Genomic DNA, 18,337 nt, shown 5'->3' with positions numbered 1-18,337 from the left:
ATTAAATATGAAGAAAACAGCCTTGTACGACAAACATGTTTCTTTGGGAGCTAAGATCGTACCTTTCGCAGGTTTTGAAATGCCTGTTCAATATTCAGGGGTTACAGAAGAGCACTTTGCCGTAAGAGAAAAAGCAGGATTATTTGATGTTTCCCACATGGGACAGTTTTTCATCGAAGGACCAGGCTCAAAAGATCTTTTGCAGTATGTAACTACTAATAATGTAGATGCACTTGAAAACGGAAAAGCTCAGTATTCTTGCCTTCCCAACGAAAACGGAGGAATTGTAGACGACCTTATCGTTTACAAAATGGAAGATGACAAATATTTTGTAGTAGTAAATGCCTCCAATATTGAAAAAGACTGGAATCATATTTCAAAATACAATACTTTCGGGGCTAAAATGACCAATGCTTCTGATGAAATGTCTTTATTAGCAATTCAGGGACCTAAAGCTACTGAAATCCTTCAGAAACTTACCGAAGTAAACCTTTCAGAAATTCCTTACTATCATTTCACAGTAGGAAGTGTTGCTGGAGAAAATAATGTGATTATTTCAAACACAGGATACACAGGAAGCGGTGGTTTTGAGATTTATTTCAATAACGAAAGTGCTGAAAAACTTTGGGATGCTGTAATGGAAGCAGGTAAAGAAGAAGGAATTATTCCTTGTGGATTAGCTTCCAGAGATACTTTAAGACTGGAAAAAGGATTCTGTCTTTACGGAAATGATATCGATGATACCACTTCTCCTATTGAAGCTGGTTTAGGATGGATCACTAAGTTTGATAAAGACTTCGTTTCTAAAGATGTTTTTGCAAAACAGAAAGAAGAAGGAGTTGGCAGAAAATTAGTTGGTTTCGAATTGACAGACAAAGGAGTTCCAAGACACGATTATCCTGTAGTAGATGCTGAAGGAAATGTGATTGGAAAAGTAACTTCCGGAACACAGTCTCCAATGAAGAAAGTAGGTTTAGGTCTTGCTTATGTAGATAAACCACATTTCAAATTAGGATCTGAGATCTTTATTCAGGTAAGAAATAAGAACATTCCTGCAAAAGTGGTAAAAGCTCCTTTTGTATAAGTGTTTTAAATATAAGAACAAAAAAGAGTCCGTGATAATCATGGACTCTTTTTAATTTAATAGCAGATACAGCAAACTTTTCTATCCGGTGAACAGGCATCACCTACTCCGGGTGTATTCGAAATTACTCCACCAGCAGGTCCGCATAAAGTAAAGCAGTTTGCAAGAGGTGGTATTAATCCACCGTTAATTTCCTTTAAGGCTGATCTGTTAAGATTCTTTGTTTTTGAAAAGTTTTTAGTCATGATTTTATTTTTTGGCAATTATAAAGTTAAGTATTTAATAATTAACCAATTGAAATAAATCACAAATTATAGATAAAATTTATTTTGGAACATGTTGAAAGCAATAGTCATTACCAATACTGGTATAGTGCTTACATCTGGTTCCTTTTTTGGTTGTTCCCAAGCATTGATTTCCTTTATTGATACCATTTACTTTTTTAGGGCTGGAAACCATTCCATATCCTGATGTTTGTCCAGGATTGCAGATCTTACAAGGTTGAAGTCCAAGTTCCAGAGCTTTATTTACAGACAGGCTGGAAGAAACATTTTTCACCATTCTGCATGATGATGTATGAAACTTTGTACCCGAAGGAGTTCTGTAAACCGTCTGTCCTTTTACACTGACGGCAAGAAAAAGCAATATGGAAATCAGACATTTCATTCATGTACACCAAAGAATTTCTGCAGTTCTTCTACATTTTTCTTATCATTTCCGACGAAAATCTCCTTATCTGTAATAAAAACAGGTCTTTTCAGGAACGTATAATGATCCAGCAATAATTCTTTAAAATCTTTTTCGGTCAAAGATTTCACATCCAGCCCTCTCAGTTTGATCTGAGTAGATTTTTTGCTGAATAAAGCTTCGTATGATTTTGTTTTTTTATGCATTTCCGCCAATTCTTCTTTTGTGATCGGCTCTTTCTTTATTTCGCGAAGTTCCCAGTCTGTAAGGTCAAATTGGGCTAAAATTTTTCTGCAGGTATCACATGTGTTGAGATAAAATACTTTCTTCATTACTGTTTCTAAATCTTTTATTGGTTAAAATTCTCTTTCATTGAAAGTTTCGTCTTTCAAAAGTAGGATTTAATCTAAAACTTTGGAAATTATTAAATAACTTTATTCAAATTTTATAAAGATGCAGAACAAGCCTATTACTTTTCAGTTTATTTCGGAGCCTTCAGATGTTAATTACGGAGGAAATGTACATGGGGGAAGTGTTATGAAATGGATTGACCAGGCCGGCTATGCATGTGCGACAACCTGGAGTGGGAATTATTCTGTCACCGTGTATGTGGGCGGAATCCGTTTTTATGATCCTATTAAAATCGGTGAAGTGGTAAAAGTTGATGCCCAGGTAATTTATACAGGAACTTCAAGCATGCATATTGCCATTAATGTCTTTTCAAGAAACCTGAAGCAGCCTAACTTTGAGAAAAAAACACATTGTATTATTGTTTTTGTTGCCGTAGACGAGAATGGAAAAAAACTGCCTGTCCCGAAATGGATACCGGAAACAGAGGAAGAAAAACAGCAGGAAATATATGCTAAACGCCTGATGGAACTGAGAACGCAGATTGAGGATGAGATGAAACCGTTTTTGTAAGGGCGAGTTTCGAAATGCGGGATTACGAGGTTTAGAGTTTATGGTTGTTGGTAATCTGTAACTATGAACAAAATAACCAGCAACCTACACAACTTGCAACAAAGAATTTCTTTTTGAAAAACAGATTCTTCTTTTTATATTTGCATAAACAAAAGGAAATGGTGTTCTTCCTTACCCAACCGCTTTACAAAAGCTGATGACGCCTGATTAAAAGATTATTAACAAATAACTAATCAGGATTATCATGTCAAAAAACCAAAGAACATTAGGTAAAAAAGCAGTTTTTCACACTCATTTTTTCTTCAGAAAGTTTCCGGCTCTGCCTTATATTTTAAAATGGCTGTGCATCAGTACAATTATTGGAGCTTTAGTGGGAACAGCTTCTGCAGGTTTTCTTCAATCCTTAGAATGGGCAACGAACTTCAGGGAAAATCATCTGTGGCTGATTGCTTTGCTGCCAGCAGCGGGATTCCTGATTGGACTTCTCTATTATTATTTCGGGAAAGATGTTGAGGCTGGAAACAATCTGCTCATTGATACCATCCATGAACCGAAGGGAATTATTCCGTTTAAAATGGCGCCTTTTGTTTATCTCGGAACCATTGTCACCCATTTCTTCGGAGGTTCAGCAGGTCGTGAAGGAACAGCACTTCAAATGGCAGGTGCTATCGCGGATCAGCTTAACAGACCTTTTAAGTTAGACAGAAATCAAAGAAAAATATTAATTATTGCAGCTATTGCGGCCGGATTTGGCTCTGTTTTCGGAACTCCACTTGCAGGAGCGGTTTTTGGTCTTGAAGTTTTTCTGATTGGAAGAATTCGTTACAATGCTATTTTTCCGGCATTCGCTTCTGCAATTCTAGCAGACTGGGCAACCAATCTCTGGAATGTAAAACATACCCATTATCATATTGATTTTATTCCAAAGCTTGAGTTTTTACCAGTTCTCTACAGTATTCTGGCAGGAATAGCTTTCGGAATATGTGCCGCAGTTTTCAGCAAAATGATCCATTGGATGAGCTCTGTTTTCAAATCAAAAATCAAATATCCTCCGTTTCGCCCTGTTGTAGGAGGAATTATTATTGCGCTTGCTGTTTTTGCGATGGGCACAACCCGATATATAGGATTGGGAGTTCCTGTGATTGTAGAGTCTTTTGAAAAACAGCTTCCTTTCTATGATTTTGCTTTAAAAATGATTCTTACCATTGTGACATTATCTGCCGGATTTAAAGGTGGAGAAGTAACTCCCCTGTTCTTTATTGGCGCTACTTTAGGGAGTGCTTTATCTCTTTTTATTCCGCTTCCGTTCGGATTATTGGCAGGAATGGGATTTGTAGCGGTATTTGCCGGAGCTACCAATACTCCTTTGGCCTGTATGCTGATGGGAATTGAATTATTCGGAGCGGAATGTGGTGTGTACGTGGCGATTGCCTGTGTTGTATCTTATCTTCTTTCCGGTCACAACAGTATTTATACGAAACAGAAAATCGGAGAAGCAAAAAACAGAAGGTATGAAAATCAACAGGACAGATCTATTTCGGATTTTTTATAAGTTGTCTTTTAGTTGCTGGTTATTTTTTGTTTCTAGTTTCTAGTTGTTTTTGTTGATAGTTACTGGTTACCTCAAATTTATACCCTCGAATCCCGTATCTCAAAACACAAGCCCAGCTACACTCAAACCCTCCCACTCTCAAACTCACCAATTCCCTTTCTCCATTTCCAACTATAATTCGTAATTTTACTCCATGTTCGATTACAGATTAAAAGTTTTCCATACGGTAGCTACCCGATTAAGTTTCACGAAGGCTTCAGAGGAGCTACACATTTCCCAGCCGGCTGTTACTAAACACATTAAAGAAATTGAAACGCAGATAGGCGCTAAACTATTTGACCGAAAAGGAACTTCTATTCAGCTGACCCAAAGCGGAAAAATTCTGTATGAACATGCAGAGAAGATCAGAAATATCTATCGTGATATGGAATTTGAGATCAGCCAGATCAATCAACAGCATAAAGGAAAACTGATTATCGGGGCAAGTACAACCGTAGCACAGTATATTTTACCAGAGATTTTGGCCAAATTCAATTCTTATTATAAAGATATCAAGATTGAACTTCTTACGGGAAATACAGAAACGATCTCCTTACTTTTAAAAGAAGAAAAAATTGATCTGGGTATTATTGAAGGTGAATCTCAGTCTTCTTATTTCGAGTATAAAACATTCAAGCCGGATGAAATTGTTCTGGCTGCAAAATCCGATCATCCTCTTGCTCATAAGACATTGCATTTGAAAGATCTCTATCAACAGGATCTGATTTTCAGAGAACAGGGTTCCGGGACTTTGGAGTATATACAAAACAGGCTTAAAGAAAAGGAAATCAATCTCCATGAATTGAATACCGTCATGCAGCTTGGAAGTAGTGAAAGTATTAAAAATTATCTTCTCCACTCAGAATGTATGGCGTTTCTTTCCATCAGTACTATTTTGAATGAACTGAAAAACAATATACTGACCGTGATGGATATTAAAAACTTCAGTATTGAAAGAGATTTTCATTTTATTCTTCCTAAAGGCGAACAATCTGAACTGATCAGGCTTTTTCTGAGATTTGCAGAATAAGCAATAAGCAATAAGCAATAAGCAATAAGCAATAAGCAATAAGCAATAAGCAATAAGCAATAAGCAATAAGCAAAGATATAACTTTTAGTTATCCGATATAACAAAATACAATTTACTTTATAATAGTATTTTCCGGAATTTTGATGCAGATTTTAAAAATTCGCATTATGAAAGATTTCATTCAAAATGAAATGACACGGAAAGTATTTTTTATTGTTTTGGCTGTATTATGCCTTACACCACTTATATCTTCTCCAATCGCTCTGGCTCTAGGTTTTTTCCTGGTTGTTTTTATCGGAAATCCATTTGAAAAACACCTTCATCACTATATTCATTTGCTGCTGCAGATTTCAATTGTAGGTCTGGGATTCGGGCTGAAACTGGACGAAGCACTTCACGCAGGAAAAACAGGACTGATGTTGACCGTTGTAAGTATTGTTACTGTAATGGTGTTAGGATATTTTCTGGGAAAATTATTTAAACTCGAAAGACCTTTATCTTATCTTCTTTCCGCAGGAACTGCTATTTGTGGTGGGAGTGCCATTGCAGCCGTATCTCCTATTATTAAACCCAGTACGAAACAGATTTCTCTTGCACTGGCCATTGTTTTTACCTTAAATTCTATTGCGCTGTTTGTTTATCCTGCCATAGGACATCTTCTGAATCTTTCACAGGAACAGTTTGGACTTTGGTGTGCCGTGGGAATTCATGATACGAGTTCTGTAGTAGGTGCTGCCAGCAAATATGGAGATGAAGCCTTGAAAATAGCTACTACTGTGAAATTAGCACGTGCTTTATGGATTATCCCTGTTTCACTGATTACCATGTTTATTTTTAAAAGTAAAGATTCCAAAATAAAGATTCCCTGGTTTATTGGGTATTTCATTGTGGCGATCCTTTTGAACACTTATTTCCCCATTCTTGACCGTTTCAGCACTTCAATTACTGTTCTGGCAAAATCCGGTCTGAATCTGACTTTATTTTTGATTGGTTCTACCCTTTCTATTCAAACGCTGAAATCAATCGGATTAAAACCTTTGGTTATGGCAATTATCCTATGGGTAACGATAAGCATCGGCAGTCTTCTTTATATAATCCATTAAAAAGAGCAGAACCCTTTTGGAATCAAAAGGGTTCTGCATATTAAATGTGGAAATGTTTATCCATATTGAACTATTTTTTTTAGGCTTTTCTATACATAATTTTAATAGGATTGAAATTTTTGCATTCTGTATATATTATAAATAAACAAATTTTATATATGATGTATGCTGTTTTAAATTTTAATTGCTCAATTTCTAATAAATTTAAGATGTCTTTCGAAAATTTTTTAAAAAAACCCAAAAAAGTAACATTATGAAAAAAAATTTTCTTCTAATAAGTAATTTATTACCAATCTTATTTTTCTCTCAGATTGGTATCAATACATCATCTCCGGCAACAACTCTTGATATTGTTTCCAGCCCTGCTGATCTATCTAAAAAAGATGGCGTTACCGTTCCGAGACTTACCAGACAGCAGCTTACCAACAAAGGAGATGCATTATATACTGCAAATGAAAGAAGTACTATGATCTATATTACAGACATCAGTGGAGGAAATACTACTTCACAGAGAATTAATATGAACGCAGTAGGTTATTATTACTTTGATGGCAGTGTCTGCCAAAAAATGAGTCCGGATATTTCAACTCCTATGCCAGCCTATTTTAGAGTTACGGCTGATATTCCAAGCTTTTTAATTTCACAGAGTATAGGTCAATCTACAAGGGTATTCAATCTTTTACAAATTAAAAATGCAATCCCCGGTCTTATTTATGACCCTAATAGCTCTAACATTACATTTCCACCAGGTACATATCAGATTACATTTGTTTATGAAGCAATACACAATGCAACAGGTTGTACTATAAGTTCCTATTATCTTGATTTTCCGGAAGGAACCACTGCCACTACAAGAGTACACAGCACAGCTAGCCACATAGAAGGAGCAACTTCTAATCATGGTGGTAATATCATTTATACAACAACTGTTACAGGAAATAGGAACTGGCAAGTGAATTTGGGAAGAGGACAGTCCGGAAACTGTACAGGAAGTGGAATGACTTTAAAAGCACAATCAACCCATTTGTTGATTTTTAAAATTGGAGATTAAAGGATACACATAGATGATATGTTAAATTGTTTTCCTCCTAAGGTTAGCTTCTTAATTAGTCTGTTACTTGTAATGATTGATAATATAAAAAAATAAATTCTTGAAAAACAAAAGCCTTTTGAAACTCCAAAAGGCTTTTGCGTATTAAATGTGGAAATGTTTATTTCGTATTGAAATAATTTCTTAAACCTCTCCACAAGTATAAACTTGTAGACAGCCCATATATATGGAGCAATAATCAGGACCTGTTACAGCACCTGAGCAGCTGCATCCGCAAAGAGATAAATCCGGCTTACCGCTTACTCCTCCTGTAATATTTTTCAAATCTTGCTTTCTCAGCTTTTTAGCGTTTTTCATAATGTTCATGTGGTTTAGTTTTGATTAAAAATATAGTTTTAGTTACTTTCCAAAGTTAAACAAATATTAAACACTTACAACAAAAACCAGAATAAAATTTAATAATTTATTGATTATAACTTCATTATTATATTCAAAATAAGGATTATCAGCATCTTATTTATTAAACAAGTTAAATTATTCTGTAAATTCAAGGTCTCTGTCGTGGGTCTCAGAAATGGTAAGTGAAGAATAAAATGCAAGCCCGAATACCACTACTCCTACTATGGCAGCACTTTCTACAACAGGGAAATGTCCTTTAAGGGAATCAAAAGCAAATATCATTACTGGCACCAACCCTCTTACCATATTAGGAACGGTTGTGGTGGCAGTATTTCTGATATTCGTTCCGAACTGCTCTGCGGCCAATGTCACAAACATTGCCCAGTATCCTGTTCCGAAACCAAGCCATACACAAAACAGATAATATTTCGTTTCTGTATTCGTATTACCAAATAACATGATTGCCACCCCGATCAGGGTAAAGATCAGCATATAAAAGATGGCCATTTTACGGGATTTTAAAGCATGGGAAATAAAACCACTCAACAGATCACCGACAGAAATCCCCACGTAAGCCCACATAATTGCTTTTCCGGGATTGATCTCTGTAATACCTAATTCAGGAGCAAACTGATTGGCTAAAACGGCCAGAATCCCTATGCAATACCATGTAGGCAATCCTACGGCAATACATTTTAAATACCTTATCAATCGGTCTTTATTGGTAAAAAAGGAGAGAAAGTTTCCTTTTGAGATGTTTTTATGCTCAAGATTCTTATAAATTCCGGATTCCGATACGCTTATTCTCAGTATCAATAACATAATTCCCATGATGCCACCGATAATGTAAGAAATATTCCATCCTCCGGCCAGTTCTACGGTAAGCTGAGCTACTACAGCACCCATTAATCCAAAACCAGCAACCACTGAGGTTCCGATTGCTCTTAAATTCTTCGGCAGACTCTCAGAAACCAGTGTAATTCCTGCTCCGAGCTCTCCGGCAAGCCCAATACCTGCTATGAACCTTAAACCGGCATATTGGTACACCAAATGCTCTTTGGGAAAATAAGGAAGAAAACCACAGGCGATATTGGCTAATGAATAGACCAGAATAGATCCAAACAGTACAGAAAGCCTTCCCTTTTTGTCTCCGAAAATACCCCAGAATACTCCTCCAATAAGAAGTCCTACCATCTGGCAATTCAGTATAAAGGTTCCGTCCGCATCCGGATTAAGCCCTAAAGCTTTTAAACTTGGAATTCTAACAATACCGAATAAAAGAAGGTCATAAATATCTACAAAATAGCCTAAGGCAGAAATAATAACGGGAATAGAGAAAATGTACTTCAGTTTTGAAGACAGGGACAGTTCTTGCATTTTTAAGTTTTGATAAAAATAAAAAACCTTTCAATTTCTTGAAAGGTTTTTATCAAATATCTTTTTCTGATTATTATCTGGCAATATTCACAGCTCTCGTTTCTCTGATTACTGTTACTTTTACCTGTCCCGGATAAGTCAGTTCATTCTGGATTTTCTCAGAGATGTCGTAAGAAAGCTGAGACGCTACTTCGTCATTTACTTTTCCACTCTCTACCATTACTCTCAGTTCTCTACCTGCCTGGATCGCGTAAGCACTTGATACTCCATCGAAGCTTAATGCTGCAGATTCAAGGTCTTTTAATCTCTGAATATAAGATTCCAATACCTGTCTTCTTGCTCCCGGTCTAGCTCCAGAGATCGCATCGGCAACCTGAATGATCGGAGATAATAATGACTTCATTTCAATTTCGTCGTGGTGAGCTCCGATAGCATTTACTACTTCAGGGTTCTCACCGTATTTCTCAGCCCACTGCATACCTAAAAGGGCGTGTGGTAATTCTGATTCCTGCTCAGGAACTTTCCCGATATCGTGTAAAAGACCTGCTCTTTTAGCTAATTTTACGTTTAATCCTAACTCAGCTGCCATTGTTGCAGCAATATTAGCTACTTCTCTTGAGTGCTGTAGTAAGTTTTGTCCGTAAGAAGAACGGTACTTCATTCTCCCTACGATTTTGATCAATTCTGGGTGTAATCCGTGGATTCCTAAATCAATGATCGTTCTCTTACCCACTTCGATGATTTCCTCCTCGATCTGTTTTCTTGTTTTTTCTACAACTTCTTCGATTCTTGCCGGGTGAATTCTACCATCGGTTACCAATCTGTGAAGTGACAGTCTTGCAATCTCTCTTCTTACAGGATCAAAACATGAAAGAAGAATAGCTTCCGGAGTATCATCAACAATAATTTCTACTCCTGTTACGGCTTCTAAAGCACGGATATTTCTACCTTCTCTACCGATAATTCTACCTTTTACTTCATCAGATTCAATATTGAAAACTGATACTGAATTTTCGATAGCCTGCTCTGTTCCGATTCTCTGGATCGTTTGGATAACGATTTTTCTCGCTTCATTTTTAGCATTCATCTGAGCCTCTTCCATGATGCTCTGAACATGTGCCTGTGCTCTTGTTTTAGCTTCAGCTCTCATGGTTTCTACCAATTCTGCTTTCGCTTCATCTGCTGTATAATTAGAGATTTTCTCAAGTACTTCTACTTTCTTGGCAGTAGCTGTATCTAATTCCTGTTGTTTCTTTTCAAGAATTTCATTTTTCTTAGCATAATCTGCAATCTGCTTGTCTAAATCTTTTTCAAGTTTTCCAGTCTTGCTAAGCTCGTCATTCAGCTTGTGCTCCTTGTCTTTCGTTCTCTTTTCAACTTCCTGCATTTTCTTTTCGCGGGATTGAATATCTGCATCATGCTGTGATTTCAATTCCAGGAATTTTTCTTTAGCCTGAAGATTCTTTTCTTTCTTTATGGATTCAGCCTGAACGTTAGCTTTTTCTATAAGGTTTTCGGCATTTTTCTTTGCATCATCTATGATGAATTTTGCTTTAGTATTCAGAGAACTTCTGGAAAAAAACATTCCCACGACAGCTCCGATTACTAAACAAACAACACCGACTATAACTTCTATCATAATTTATATTGAGTTTTAATTGTATTCATATCCTTGTTCAATAAAAAAAGCCTACAATAATCCAGAGATTGAGAGTAAACTCCTAATCAACACGATTTGAACTGATTTCCACTGTCTGTAATCCGGAAGTCCGGCACGCCATTCAATGGACATTTGTTCGGTAATTGTTTAGCGTTGAGTTTACCTTTAATGTGTTAGAATTATTGTAGGCAGTACTTTTCAGGAAAAAAAATCTATTTCCCGATTTCATTCAACGATTGATTAATCTGCGTTAATCTTTCGTTGGTTGAATTAATATTTTTCTCGTAGTTAAGAGAAACTACTTCTGCATTGGTTCCCAGTTTAAGGGCACACATTGCCAAAGCATCCTGTTTATCTCTTACATCGAAATTCTGTTCAAAATCTTTAATCATATTCTCGATCTGCTTCCCTACTTTACGCAAAGTTTCTTCCTCTGCTGCCGGTACGTTCAGCGGATACACTCTTCCTGCAATGTTGACGGTTATTCTCCTTACCTCCATTATAATCCACTGTTTTGAAGCTGAGCAATACAGAAATCAATTTCTTTCACCAATCTGTTGATATGGTTTTTCATTAACCTATTGTGTTCAGGATTTCCTGATATTGCTGAATAAAGTTTTATATTTTTTTGTTCTTCTGCTAATACCTGATTCTTTCTTCTTTCCTCATCATATTTCTTCTTCAACTCTTCATGCTCAAAATTTAATTCTTTTAAATTTTCCGTAAGATTTTTATAGTTCTTTTGCAGAGTCGAAATCTTTCTCTCTAATTCTGAAAAATTGTTTTCTAAATCTTGAAGCATTTCAGGTTTGTATATTCTAACTAAAAGCAAAAATAAAAAAATAATAACACTAACAAAAATAAAACACTCTATATTTTGATATAACAATAAAAAAGGAGGCGCTAGTGCACCTCCTGTGTATTTTTTAATACAATATTTTTTATTCAAATTTCAGAACGAACATTACCGCTCTTGTCTGCAATGTAGAGATCGCAGATGACCAGTAAGGAGGTGTAGTAGCATTATCTGCCACTTTTTCGTTGTTCATGAAGAATGTTCCTCTTACAGCAGGAGTCAGTTTAAACTTGTTGAAATAAAACTGAATTCCCATTTCTGCAGACCATGCAAAGTTGTGCGTTGTAGATCTGTAGATTCCCTGCATGTTATCATCTGTAGAACTTGAGTTAGACTGAAGGTTTACAACATAGTTCACCCCTGCAGCAACGTAAGGCCTTGAATTGTACCATCTTTGACCGTGAAGTTCCAAAAGTACCGGAATATCAATCAAAGTAGATTTAATTTCTCTTACTTTATCCTTTTCCTGTAAAGGGAATGGCATAAAAGGAGGATTAGTTAAAGATCCACCTGCATAAATGTCATTGGATTGAGTATTAAAAGTCAACTGTCTTTGTGCAAACTGTAACCCTGGTTCTACTCTTACATCAAGATAGTCATTCAGTCTCCATTTTGCAATAAGCCCGGCACCGAAACTATAACTTTCCTTGGAGGTAACAAGGTTTTCATTATCATTCATCCCATATTTCGGATGCAAAACAATGCGGTAATCCAGTCTGTTCCCGTTCAAATAAAACCCCCAACTGAATTTCTGTTCGTCGAAATCTTCCAACTTATCCATTCTGTTTCGGGTTCTGAATTGCGCGTTTGCAAAAACGGCAACATTTACTGAGGTTAAAACCAGTGCTTTTAATAGAAATTTATTCATAGGTTACTTTGTTGCTTTATAAATTGTGGCTATACCTAAACTTAATTTTTTATATTCAACTTTCTTAAATCCCGTATCTAAAAGAATTTGCTTCATCTTCTCCCCGAAAGGAAAAGCATTTACAGAATCCGGAAGGTATGTATACGCCCTATTATCCTTAGAAACCAATCTGCCAATGGCAGGTAATATATTTTTAAAGTAAAACATATAAAATGGTCCCATGAAACCCTCAACCTTTGAAAACTCCAGTATATAAACACTTTTGTTATCTTTAACTACTCTTCTTAACTCTGCCAAACCTTTGGTAAGGTTTTCAAAATTCCTTACTCCAAATGCAACGGAAACAGCATCAAATCTATTGTCCTCGAAAGGTAAATTTTCTGCATCTCCTTTTTGCATGGAAATTTTGCCGTCTAATTTAAGTTTTTTTATTTTAATAACGCCAACATTCAGCATTTGTTGTGATAAATCTAATCCAACTACTTTAGAACCGGTTCCTTTTTCAATAGTAATTGCCAGATCTCCCGTTCCTGTAGCCACATCCAGCACTTCCTGCGGATTATCATTTTTCATCCATCTTACCAGTTTATTTCTCCATAAAACATCAATTTTCATGGATAAAACATGGTTCAGAAGGTCATACTTCGGTGCAATGTTGTCGAACATATCCTCTACCTGGCTTTTTTTTGTAGCCTCTGAATTGTAGGGAGTAACTTTGGTGATATCTTTTGTCAAAACTTAAAACTTGTAATATTCTTTGTAATAATTTAGGTAATCCTGCTTTCTGAAGATTTTGGATCGTGATTCCACTTTCTGGATATTTTTGATCACTTTGTCATAGTCTTCATCTACATTGTAATAAAAATCTTCTGTGTAAAGCTTATTGAAGCGTCTTGCTCCTCCGTAATAATCCTTTCCGTCAATAACAGTTTTATCAAGGTTGGCCAGTAACGAATCTTTTTTAAGATTGTATCCGTAATACTGATCGTTTACATAGTAATCCTGGTGTGTAATATTAATCAAACCACGAAGTTTATTGACTTCAAATGCAGAATCGTAAAGCATTTTTTTGTTCTGATCAAAAACCTGAATAGAGTTTTTCCCTTTATTCAAATCCACATGCACATACTGCCCCGCTGAAATAATTCCTTCAGATCCGTTATTGATCTTAAAGTAATATGTATTCGGGGTAGGATTATCTACCACATAATAATTCTTCTTGGCTAAAAAAAGGAAGTAAATCCCAAAGGCAACGATAAACGCCACAGCTGCAATAAGTAAGCCTTTTAAGGACGAGTTGTTTTTCATAGATTGTAAAGTACAATTTTTGCAAATTTAATAATATTTTTAATTCTCCGTTATTAATATTAATTATTAACTTTGCATCTTTAAAAAAATCATATAAACGAATGCCGAATACGATCATTATTGGCTCTGGATCTTATATTCCGAACAGAGTTATTGGTAGAGATTACTTCATGAATTCCGAGTTCTACACTGAAGACGGAGTAAAGATTGAAAAGCCTGTGGAAGAGACCATTGCGAAATTTGTAGAGATTACAGAAATCGAAAACAGGAGATTCATTGAGGATGATCTTTCCAACTCTCAAATCGGTTATGAAGCTGCAAAAATTGCCCTTGAGGATGCAAAAGTAAACGGCGAAGAATTGGATTATATCATCTACGCAAGCAATTTCGGGGAAGTTACTGAAAACGGATACGCTGATTTTATGCCAACAATGGCAGCGAGAGTAAAAAATAAACTGGGAATCAAAAACAGAAAATGTGTAACGTATGATATGGTTTTCGGATGTCCGGGATGGGTTGAAGCTATGATTTTGGCAGATAATCTTATCAAAGCTAAAGTAGCTAAAACAATTCTTGTTATCGGAGGAGAGACTTTAAGCAGAGTAACTGATCCATACGACAGAAACAGAATGATTTTTGCTGATGGTGCCGGAGCTGTAGTAGTAAAAGCAACTGACGAAGAAAATGTAGGAATTATTGCTCATAACACGATCTGTGACAATGGGCCGGAATTAAACTACCTTGAAAATCAACCATCTATCAATAAAGAAGCAGATCAAAAACGTCTTTATGTAAGGATGTTAGGAAGAAAAATCTACGAATACGCTCTTAAAAATGTACCGGTTGCCATCAAAGATACCATTACCGATGCAAATCTTTCTATTGAAGATATAGATAAAATCTTAATTCACCAGGCAAACGCTAAAATGGACTACGCCATGATTGAAAGGCTTCACAGGCTTTATGATGTGAAAGAATACGATCATGCAATCTCTCCAATGACAATTCAGGACCTTGGAAATACTTCTGTAGCCACAATTCCTACCATGTATGATATTATAATTAAAGGAAAAATGGAGGGTCAATCGTTTAAAGATAATGGTAACATTGTGATGACTTCGGTAGGTGCCGGAATGAACATCAATGCTATCGTTTATAGATTTCCTAAAAAGTAATATTTAAACCATTAAAAATATAAAAGCACAGGGAAGTTTATTCTTTGTGCTTTTTTTGATCAGACATGCAAAAGAATTTTTTAATCATCGCCGGAATCTTCCTTTTTTTGGAAGTGTATATTTATCAGGCCATCAGAACGCTTACCGATAATTTCTGGATCAGAATCGGATATTGGGTAATTTCTTTGGTCGTGTACGGGATTTTCGCTTACGAAGTCACTCACTACCAGAGATCAGACAGAAGTATGGTAAGAGCCCAGATCATGATTTCATTATTTTTGATCTTCATTCTTCCAAAAGTATTCGTGGTCCTGTTTTTATTAATTGATGATATCATCAGAACCGGAGGCTACCTGATAGGTTTTGCCAAACCTTCGGAGAATTTCTTCCCGGAGAGAAGGAAATTCCTGAGTCTGGTTGGTTTGGGAATGAGTGGAGTTCTTTCCGCTCTTTTCATAGACGGAATTACGTTTGGAAAGTACAGACATAAAGTAAGGAGAGTAAGGGTAAATTTTACTAACCTTCCGAAAAGCTTTAAAGGATATAAAATCATTCAGATTTCAGATGTTCACAGCGGAAGCTTCTCAGACCCCAGTAAATTGCAGCATGCGATTGACCTGATCAACGAGCAGAAACCTGATCTGGTATTATTTACCGGAGATATGGTAAACAACGTTGCGGACGAGTTCAAACCTTTTATTCCCTTGTTTTCAAAAATTAAGGCCAAAGACGGAAAATTAGCTGTATTAGGAAATCATGATTACGGAGATTACGTAACCTGGGAATCACCTGCAGCTAAAAAAGAAAATCTTGACACCTTAATTGGCTATGAAAAACAGGCTGGCTTCGATATGCTGAGAAACGAACACAGAGTCATTGAAAAAAACGGAGAAAAACTATACATTCTTGGAGTTGAAAACTGGGGATTGAAACCATTTCCTCAATTCGGAAGAATAGATGATGCTTTAAAAGGAGTACCTGAATCCGCTACGAAGATTCTGATGAGCCACGACCCTACCCACTTTGATTATGTAGTCAAAAAACACCCTTCAAATATCCACTTAACCCTTTCGGGACATACCCATGGAATGCAGTTTGGTTTAGATCTTAAAAATGTAAAATGGTCACCAGTACAATACAAATATCCAAAATGGGCTGACTTATACGAAAGCGAAGGGAAACTATTATATGTAAACAGAGGATTTGGCGTATTGGGATATCCTGGAAGAGTGGGTGTACTGCCGGAGATTACACTTTTTGAACTGAGCTAGAGATGCAGGCTTCGAGTTTTTGAGTTCAAAGTTCAAGGTTTAAGGTTAGAGGTTAGAGGTTTAGAAATTGAATATCTGTTATCACTAGAAATAGTTCTTTCCTAACTCCCACTACCTGCAACCTAACACCTAAAAAATATAATCTTTCATACGGGAAGTAGCCATTTCCCTGTCATTGAGAAAAGTAAGGAGGGCATCTAATTTGTCCTCCATTTTTTTGCCCGAAAATAAGCTTCGGTAAAAAGGAATATCAAAACGGTATTTCTTGAAATCTGTAAACTGCCATGTGTTCAGATAAATCAGTACAAATTCTTCATTCTGCAAAGTTTCCAGAACCATATTCTGATAATACTTCATCGGTAGGATCTGAAATACAAAATCATTATAAGGCAGCTGACTGTACGGAGAGATACTTTCCGGGACAATACTCAGTCCGTCTTCTTCTGTGATTACAGTATCTCTTTTAAGTCTTTTGAAGGGAAAAAGAATATTGGCATTATCGATATTGGAGACATAATTAAATTCCATCATCTTCAAAGTTTCCTGAGAAACTTTTACATCTTTCTGACGAATTCCTCTGATCTGCTTTTCCAGAAGATCCTGAATATTCTTCTTGGCATTTTCAATTTCTTCCGGATTTGACCCTTTATTATAAAAAGCAATTTCATGCCCTTTGGATGAAATTGCTTTTATTAAATTATGAAGTTTTTCAGTGAGGGAAACCTCTACAAAAAAACTTGATTTGATATCATGAATATCTAAAATTCTAAGAATCGCTTTGGTATTATCTTCTGTAATTTTCAATCGTTCATCATCAGTAATTTGAGAGCCATTTTTTACTTCAGCCTCAATACAAGTGATGTTAAAAGTCAATAATACCATTTAAATTAAAGTTTATATAAATTATATAAAATACTATAAATCAGATGTTAAAAACAAAAATAATTAAAGTATTACTTTACATTATTAATCCTTCCCTAATTTTACTTTCAGATTCTTGATCATATCTTTTGTCATTTCAGAAATTCCGAAATCATAAGTCAGGCCCCAGTCTTTTTTCGCTACTGAATCATCAATAGATGCCGGCCAAGAATCTGCAATCGCCTGTCTGAAATCCGGGTTATAATCAATCGTAAAATCTGGAATTTCTTTTGTGATTTCTTCTGCCAATTCTTTTGGAGTAAATGACATTCCACCCAAATTATAAGAAGAACGAACCGTCAAACTTTCTTTTGGAGCATCCATTAATTTCAAGGTTGCATTGATGGCATCATCCATATACAACATCGGCATTCCTGTATTCTCGGAAATGAAACTTGTATACTTCCCTTCTTCAATCGCTTTGTAGAAAATCTCAACTGCATAGTCAGTAGTTCCACCTCCTGCAGGAGTCTTCCAGGAGATCAATCCAGGATATCTGATACTTCTTACATCCACACCATATTTATCGAAATAGTATTCACACCACTTCTCCCCTGCCATTTTAGAGATCCCATAAACAGTTGTTGGGTTCAACACTACATCCTGTCCTACATCATGCTTTGGAATTCCTTTTCCAAATACCGCGATAGAACTTGGCCAGAAGATCTTTTTAAGAAGCCCTTCTTTAGCCATTTCACAAAAATGAAGTAGTGGTTCAAGATTCAGTTTCCACGCAAAAATAGGCTGCTTTTCCGAAGTTCCGGATAAAAGAGAAGCGAGGTGATACACTGTCGTGATCTCATAATCATGAATCACCTGTCTTACCAATTGAGTATTGGTAACATCCATTCTTTCGTAATGTCCGGCAGAAGTAATTCCTTCCTGCCATCTGTCCAATCCTGAAGCAACAACGTTTTCCGCTCCGTGAATTTCAACAAGTCTGTTCGTAAGTTCGGTACCAATTTGTCCCAAGGCACCTGTAATCAGTATTCTTTCCGTATAGGATTCCATTTTTCAGATTTTTTTAGAATTGT

Annotated in this window: 21 protein-coding genes and 1 riboswitch; of the genes, 8 read left to right on the top strand and 13 right to left on the bottom strand. The window is 36.1% G+C overall.

The genetic code is table 11. The features are described 5' to 3' along the window. Positions 1–7: 7 nt before the first annotated feature. Complete coding sequence (gene gcvT, locus BUE84_RS07750) at positions 8–1,084, top strand: glycine cleavage system aminomethyltransferase GcvT (protein ID WP_079241131.1); 1,077 nt, start codon at positions 8–10, stop codon at positions 1,082–1,084. 56 nt (positions 1,085–1,140) lie between these two features. On the opposite strand, the gene BUE84_RS07745 is transcribed toward gcvT, so the two are convergent. The 3 genes from BUE84_RS07745 to BUE84_RS07735 all read right to left on the bottom strand — a co-directional run bounded on the left by BUE84_RS07745 (position 1,141) and on the right by BUE84_RS07735 (position 2,103). Continuing rightward, the gene (locus tag BUE84_RS07745; protein WP_079241130.1) at positions 1,141–1,329 is read right to left on the bottom strand and encodes a hypothetical protein; all 189 of its coding nucleotides are present in this window, start codon (positions 1,327–1,329) and stop codon (positions 1,141–1,143) included. A 79-nt stretch (positions 1,330–1,408) separates the two neighbouring features. Continuing rightward, positions 1,409–1,750: a hypothetical protein gene (locus tag BUE84_RS07740; RefSeq protein ID WP_079241129.1), complete on the bottom strand. Its 342-nt coding sequence runs from the start codon at positions 1,748–1,750 to the stop codon at positions 1,409–1,411. Next, complete coding sequence (locus BUE84_RS07735) at positions 1,747–2,103, bottom strand: arsenate reductase family protein (protein WP_079241128.1); 357 nt, start codon at positions 2,101–2,103, stop codon at positions 1,747–1,749. Before BUE84_RS07735 ends, BUE84_RS07740 begins: the two co-directional genes overlap by 4 nt. Before the next feature lie 121 nt (positions 2,104–2,224). On the opposite strand from BUE84_RS07735, the gene BUE84_RS07730 reads away from it, so the two are divergent. From BUE84_RS07730 to BUE84_RS07710, 5 genes are all read left to right on the top strand, one after another. Further along, a complete protein-coding gene (locus BUE84_RS07730; RefSeq protein ID WP_047432118.1) occupies positions 2,225–2,692 on the top strand; it encodes an acyl-CoA thioesterase in 468 nt (155 codons plus the stop codon). Between the two features lie 145 nt (positions 2,693–2,837). Next, positions 2,838–2,905, top strand: a riboswitch (Fluoride riboswitch). A 31-nt stretch (positions 2,906–2,936) separates the two neighbouring features. Then, a complete protein-coding gene (locus tag BUE84_RS07725; RefSeq protein WP_185117017.1) occupies positions 2,937–4,244 on the top strand; it encodes a voltage-gated chloride channel family protein in 1,308 nt (435 codons plus the stop codon). A 193-nt stretch (positions 4,245–4,437) separates the two neighbouring features. Continuing rightward, positions 4,438–5,313, top strand: a complete 876-nt coding sequence (locus BUE84_RS07720; protein WP_079241127.1) for a LysR family transcriptional regulator — start codon at positions 4,438–4,440, stop codon at positions 5,311–5,313. Positions 5,314–5,481: 168 nt separating this feature from the next. Then, positions 5,482–6,417: a YeiH family protein gene (locus BUE84_RS07715; protein ID WP_099049879.1), complete on the top strand. Its 936-nt coding sequence runs from the start codon at positions 5,482–5,484 to the stop codon at positions 6,415–6,417. A gap of 253 nt (positions 6,418–6,670) precedes the next feature. Continuing rightward, the gene (locus BUE84_RS07710; RefSeq protein ID WP_079241125.1) at positions 6,671–7,468 is read left to right on the top strand and encodes a hypothetical protein; all 798 of its coding nucleotides are present in this window, start codon (positions 6,671–6,673) and stop codon (positions 7,466–7,468) included. 183 nt (positions 7,469–7,651) lie between these two features. Here BUE84_RS07710 and BUE84_RS07705 read toward each other — a convergent pair whose 3' ends face one another. The 8 genes from BUE84_RS07705 to BUE84_RS07670 all read right to left on the bottom strand — a co-directional run bounded on the left by BUE84_RS07705 (position 7,652) and on the right by BUE84_RS07670 (position 13,936). After that, entirely contained in the window at positions 7,652–7,834 is a 183-nt protein-coding gene (locus BUE84_RS07705) for a hypothetical protein (RefSeq protein WP_079241124.1), read from the bottom strand. Between the two features lie 168 nt (positions 7,835–8,002). Continuing rightward, positions 8,003–9,244, bottom strand: coding sequence for an MFS transporter (locus BUE84_RS07700; protein WP_079241123.1), 1,242 nt, complete (start codon positions 9,242–9,244; stop codon positions 8,003–8,005). Between the two features lie 73 nt (positions 9,245–9,317). After that, positions 9,318–10,883 carry a ribonuclease Y gene (gene rny, locus BUE84_RS07695; protein WP_034695966.1) on the bottom strand — a complete coding sequence of 522 codons (1,566 nt, stop codon included), beginning with the start codon at positions 10,881–10,883 and terminating at the stop codon, positions 9,318–9,320. Between the two features lie 233 nt (positions 10,884–11,116). Further along, on the bottom strand, positions 11,117–11,404 hold the full coding sequence (locus BUE84_RS07690; RefSeq protein ID WP_034695967.1) for a cell division protein ZapA: 288 nt from the start codon (positions 11,402–11,404) through the stop codon (positions 11,117–11,119). Then, complete coding sequence (locus BUE84_RS07685) at positions 11,404–11,853, bottom strand: hypothetical protein (RefSeq protein WP_238594386.1); 450 nt, start codon at positions 11,851–11,853, stop codon at positions 11,404–11,406. Before BUE84_RS07685 ends, BUE84_RS07690 begins: the two co-directional genes overlap by 1 nt. After that, positions 11,846–12,628, bottom strand: a complete 783-nt coding sequence (locus tag BUE84_RS07680; protein WP_034695972.1) for a porin family protein — start codon at positions 12,626–12,628, stop codon at positions 11,846–11,848. Before BUE84_RS07680 ends, BUE84_RS07685 begins: the two co-directional genes overlap by 8 nt. 3 nt (positions 12,629–12,631) lie before the next feature. Further along, positions 12,632–13,294 carry a bifunctional demethylmenaquinone methyltransferase/2-methoxy-6-polyprenyl-1,4-benzoquinol methylase UbiE gene (gene ubiE, locus BUE84_RS07675; protein ID WP_238590583.1) on the bottom strand — a complete coding sequence of 221 codons (663 nt, stop codon included), beginning with the start codon at positions 13,292–13,294 and terminating at the stop codon, positions 12,632–12,634. A gap of 72 nt (positions 13,295–13,366) precedes the next feature. Further along, complete coding sequence (locus tag BUE84_RS07670) at positions 13,367–13,936, bottom strand: hypothetical protein (RefSeq protein ID WP_034695976.1); 570 nt, start codon at positions 13,934–13,936, stop codon at positions 13,367–13,369. 101 nt (positions 13,937–14,037) lie between these two features. Here BUE84_RS07670 and BUE84_RS07665 point away from each other — a divergent pair, with 101 nt between their 5' ends. Together BUE84_RS07665 and BUE84_RS07660 are read left to right on the top strand one after the other, a co-directional pair. Further along, complete coding sequence (locus BUE84_RS07665; protein ID WP_079241122.1) at positions 14,038–15,111, top strand: 3-oxoacyl-ACP synthase III family protein; 1,074 nt, start codon at positions 14,038–14,040, stop codon at positions 15,109–15,111. A 65-nt stretch (positions 15,112–15,176) separates the two neighbouring features. Next, on the top strand, positions 15,177–16,382 hold the full coding sequence (locus tag BUE84_RS07660; protein ID WP_079241121.1) for a metallophosphoesterase: 1,206 nt from the start codon (positions 15,177–15,179) through the stop codon (positions 16,380–16,382). Between the two features lie 129 nt (positions 16,383–16,511). Here the strand turns inward: BUE84_RS07660 and BUE84_RS07655 are convergent, their stop codons facing one another. Beyond that, positions 16,512–17,264 carry a polysaccharide deacetylase gene (locus tag BUE84_RS07655; protein ID WP_079241120.1) on the bottom strand — a complete coding sequence of 251 codons (753 nt, stop codon included), beginning with the start codon at positions 17,262–17,264 and terminating at the stop codon, positions 16,512–16,514. Positions 17,265–17,348: 84 nt separating this feature from the next. Further along, the gene (locus BUE84_RS07650; RefSeq protein ID WP_079241119.1) at positions 17,349–18,314 is read right to left on the bottom strand and encodes an NAD-dependent epimerase/dehydratase family protein; all 966 of its coding nucleotides are present in this window, start codon (positions 18,312–18,314) and stop codon (positions 17,349–17,351) included. Between the last annotated feature and the right edge of the window lie 23 nt (positions 18,315–18,337).

This window comes from Chryseobacterium indologenes (assembly GCF_002025665.1).
GTDB classification, from domain to species: Bacteria; Bacteroidota; Bacteroidia; order Flavobacteriales; family Weeksellaceae; genus Chryseobacterium; species Chryseobacterium metallicongregator.
The sequence above is the reverse complement of the archived record's forward strand: the minus strand, read 5'-3'. Positions and strand labels throughout refer to the sequence as shown.

Coding starts and splice junctions, on each gene's coding strand:
- BUE84_RS07735 (WP_079241128.1), bottom strand. CDS start 2,103: ATGAAGAAAGTATTTTATCTCAACACATGTGATACCTGCAGAAAAATT.
- BUE84_RS07745 (WP_079241130.1), bottom strand. CDS start 1,329: ATGACTAAAAACTTTTCAAAAACAAAGAATCTTAACAGATCAGCCTTA.
- BUE84_RS07680 (WP_034695972.1), bottom strand. CDS start 12,628: ATGAATAAATTTCTATTAAAAGCACTGGTTTTAACCTCAGTAAATGTT.
- rny (WP_034695966.1), bottom strand. CDS start 10,883: ATGATAGAAGTTATAGTCGGTGTTGTTTGTTTAGTAATCGGAGCTGTC.
- gcvT (WP_079241131.1), top strand. CDS start 8: ATGAAGAAAACAGCCTTGTACGACAAACATGTTTCTTTGGGAGCTAAG.
- BUE84_RS07655 (WP_079241120.1), bottom strand. CDS start 17,264: ATGGTATTATTGACTTTTAACATCACTTGTATTGAGGCTGAAGTAAAA.
- BUE84_RS07720 (WP_079241127.1), top strand. CDS start 4,438: ATGTTCGATTACAGATTAAAAGTTTTCCATACGGTAGCTACCCGATTA.
- BUE84_RS07665 (WP_079241122.1), top strand. CDS start 14,038: ATGCCGAATACGATCATTATTGGCTCTGGATCTTATATTCCGAACAGA.
- BUE84_RS07660 (WP_079241121.1), top strand. CDS start 15,177: ATGCAAAAGAATTTTTTAATCATCGCCGGAATCTTCCTTTTTTTGGAA.
- BUE84_RS07705 (WP_079241124.1), bottom strand. CDS start 7,834: ATGAACATTATGAAAAACGCTAAAAAGCTGAGAAAGCAAGATTTGAAA.
- BUE84_RS07700 (WP_079241123.1), bottom strand. CDS start 9,244: ATGCAAGAACTGTCCCTGTCTTCAAAACTGAAGTACATTTTCTCTATT.
- BUE84_RS07740 (WP_079241129.1), bottom strand. CDS start 1,750: ATGAAATGTCTGATTTCCATATTGCTTTTTCTTGCCGTCAGTGTAAAA.
- BUE84_RS07650 (WP_079241119.1), bottom strand. CDS start 18,314: ATGGAATCCTATACGGAAAGAATACTGATTACAGGTGCCTTGGGACAA.
- BUE84_RS07710 (WP_079241125.1), top strand. CDS start 6,671: ATGAAAAAAAATTTTCTTCTAATAAGTAATTTATTACCAATCTTATTT.
- BUE84_RS07670 (WP_034695976.1), bottom strand. CDS start 13,936: ATGAAAAACAACTCGTCCTTAAAAGGCTTACTTATTGCAGCTGTGGCG.
- BUE84_RS07715 (WP_099049879.1), top strand. CDS start 5,482: ATGAAAGATTTCATTCAAAATGAAATGACACGGAAAGTATTTTTTATT.
- BUE84_RS07725 (WP_185117017.1), top strand. CDS start 2,937: ATGTCAAAAAACCAAAGAACATTAGGTAAAAAAGCAGTTTTTCACACT.
- BUE84_RS07730 (WP_047432118.1), top strand. CDS start 2,225: ATGCAGAACAAGCCTATTACTTTTCAGTTTATTTCGGAGCCTTCAGAT.
- ubiE (WP_238590583.1), bottom strand. CDS start 13,294: ATGTTCGACAACATTGCACCGAAGTATGACCTTCTGAACCATGTTTTA.
- BUE84_RS07690 (WP_034695967.1), bottom strand. CDS start 11,404: ATGGAGGTAAGGAGAATAACCGTCAACATTGCAGGAAGAGTGTATCCG.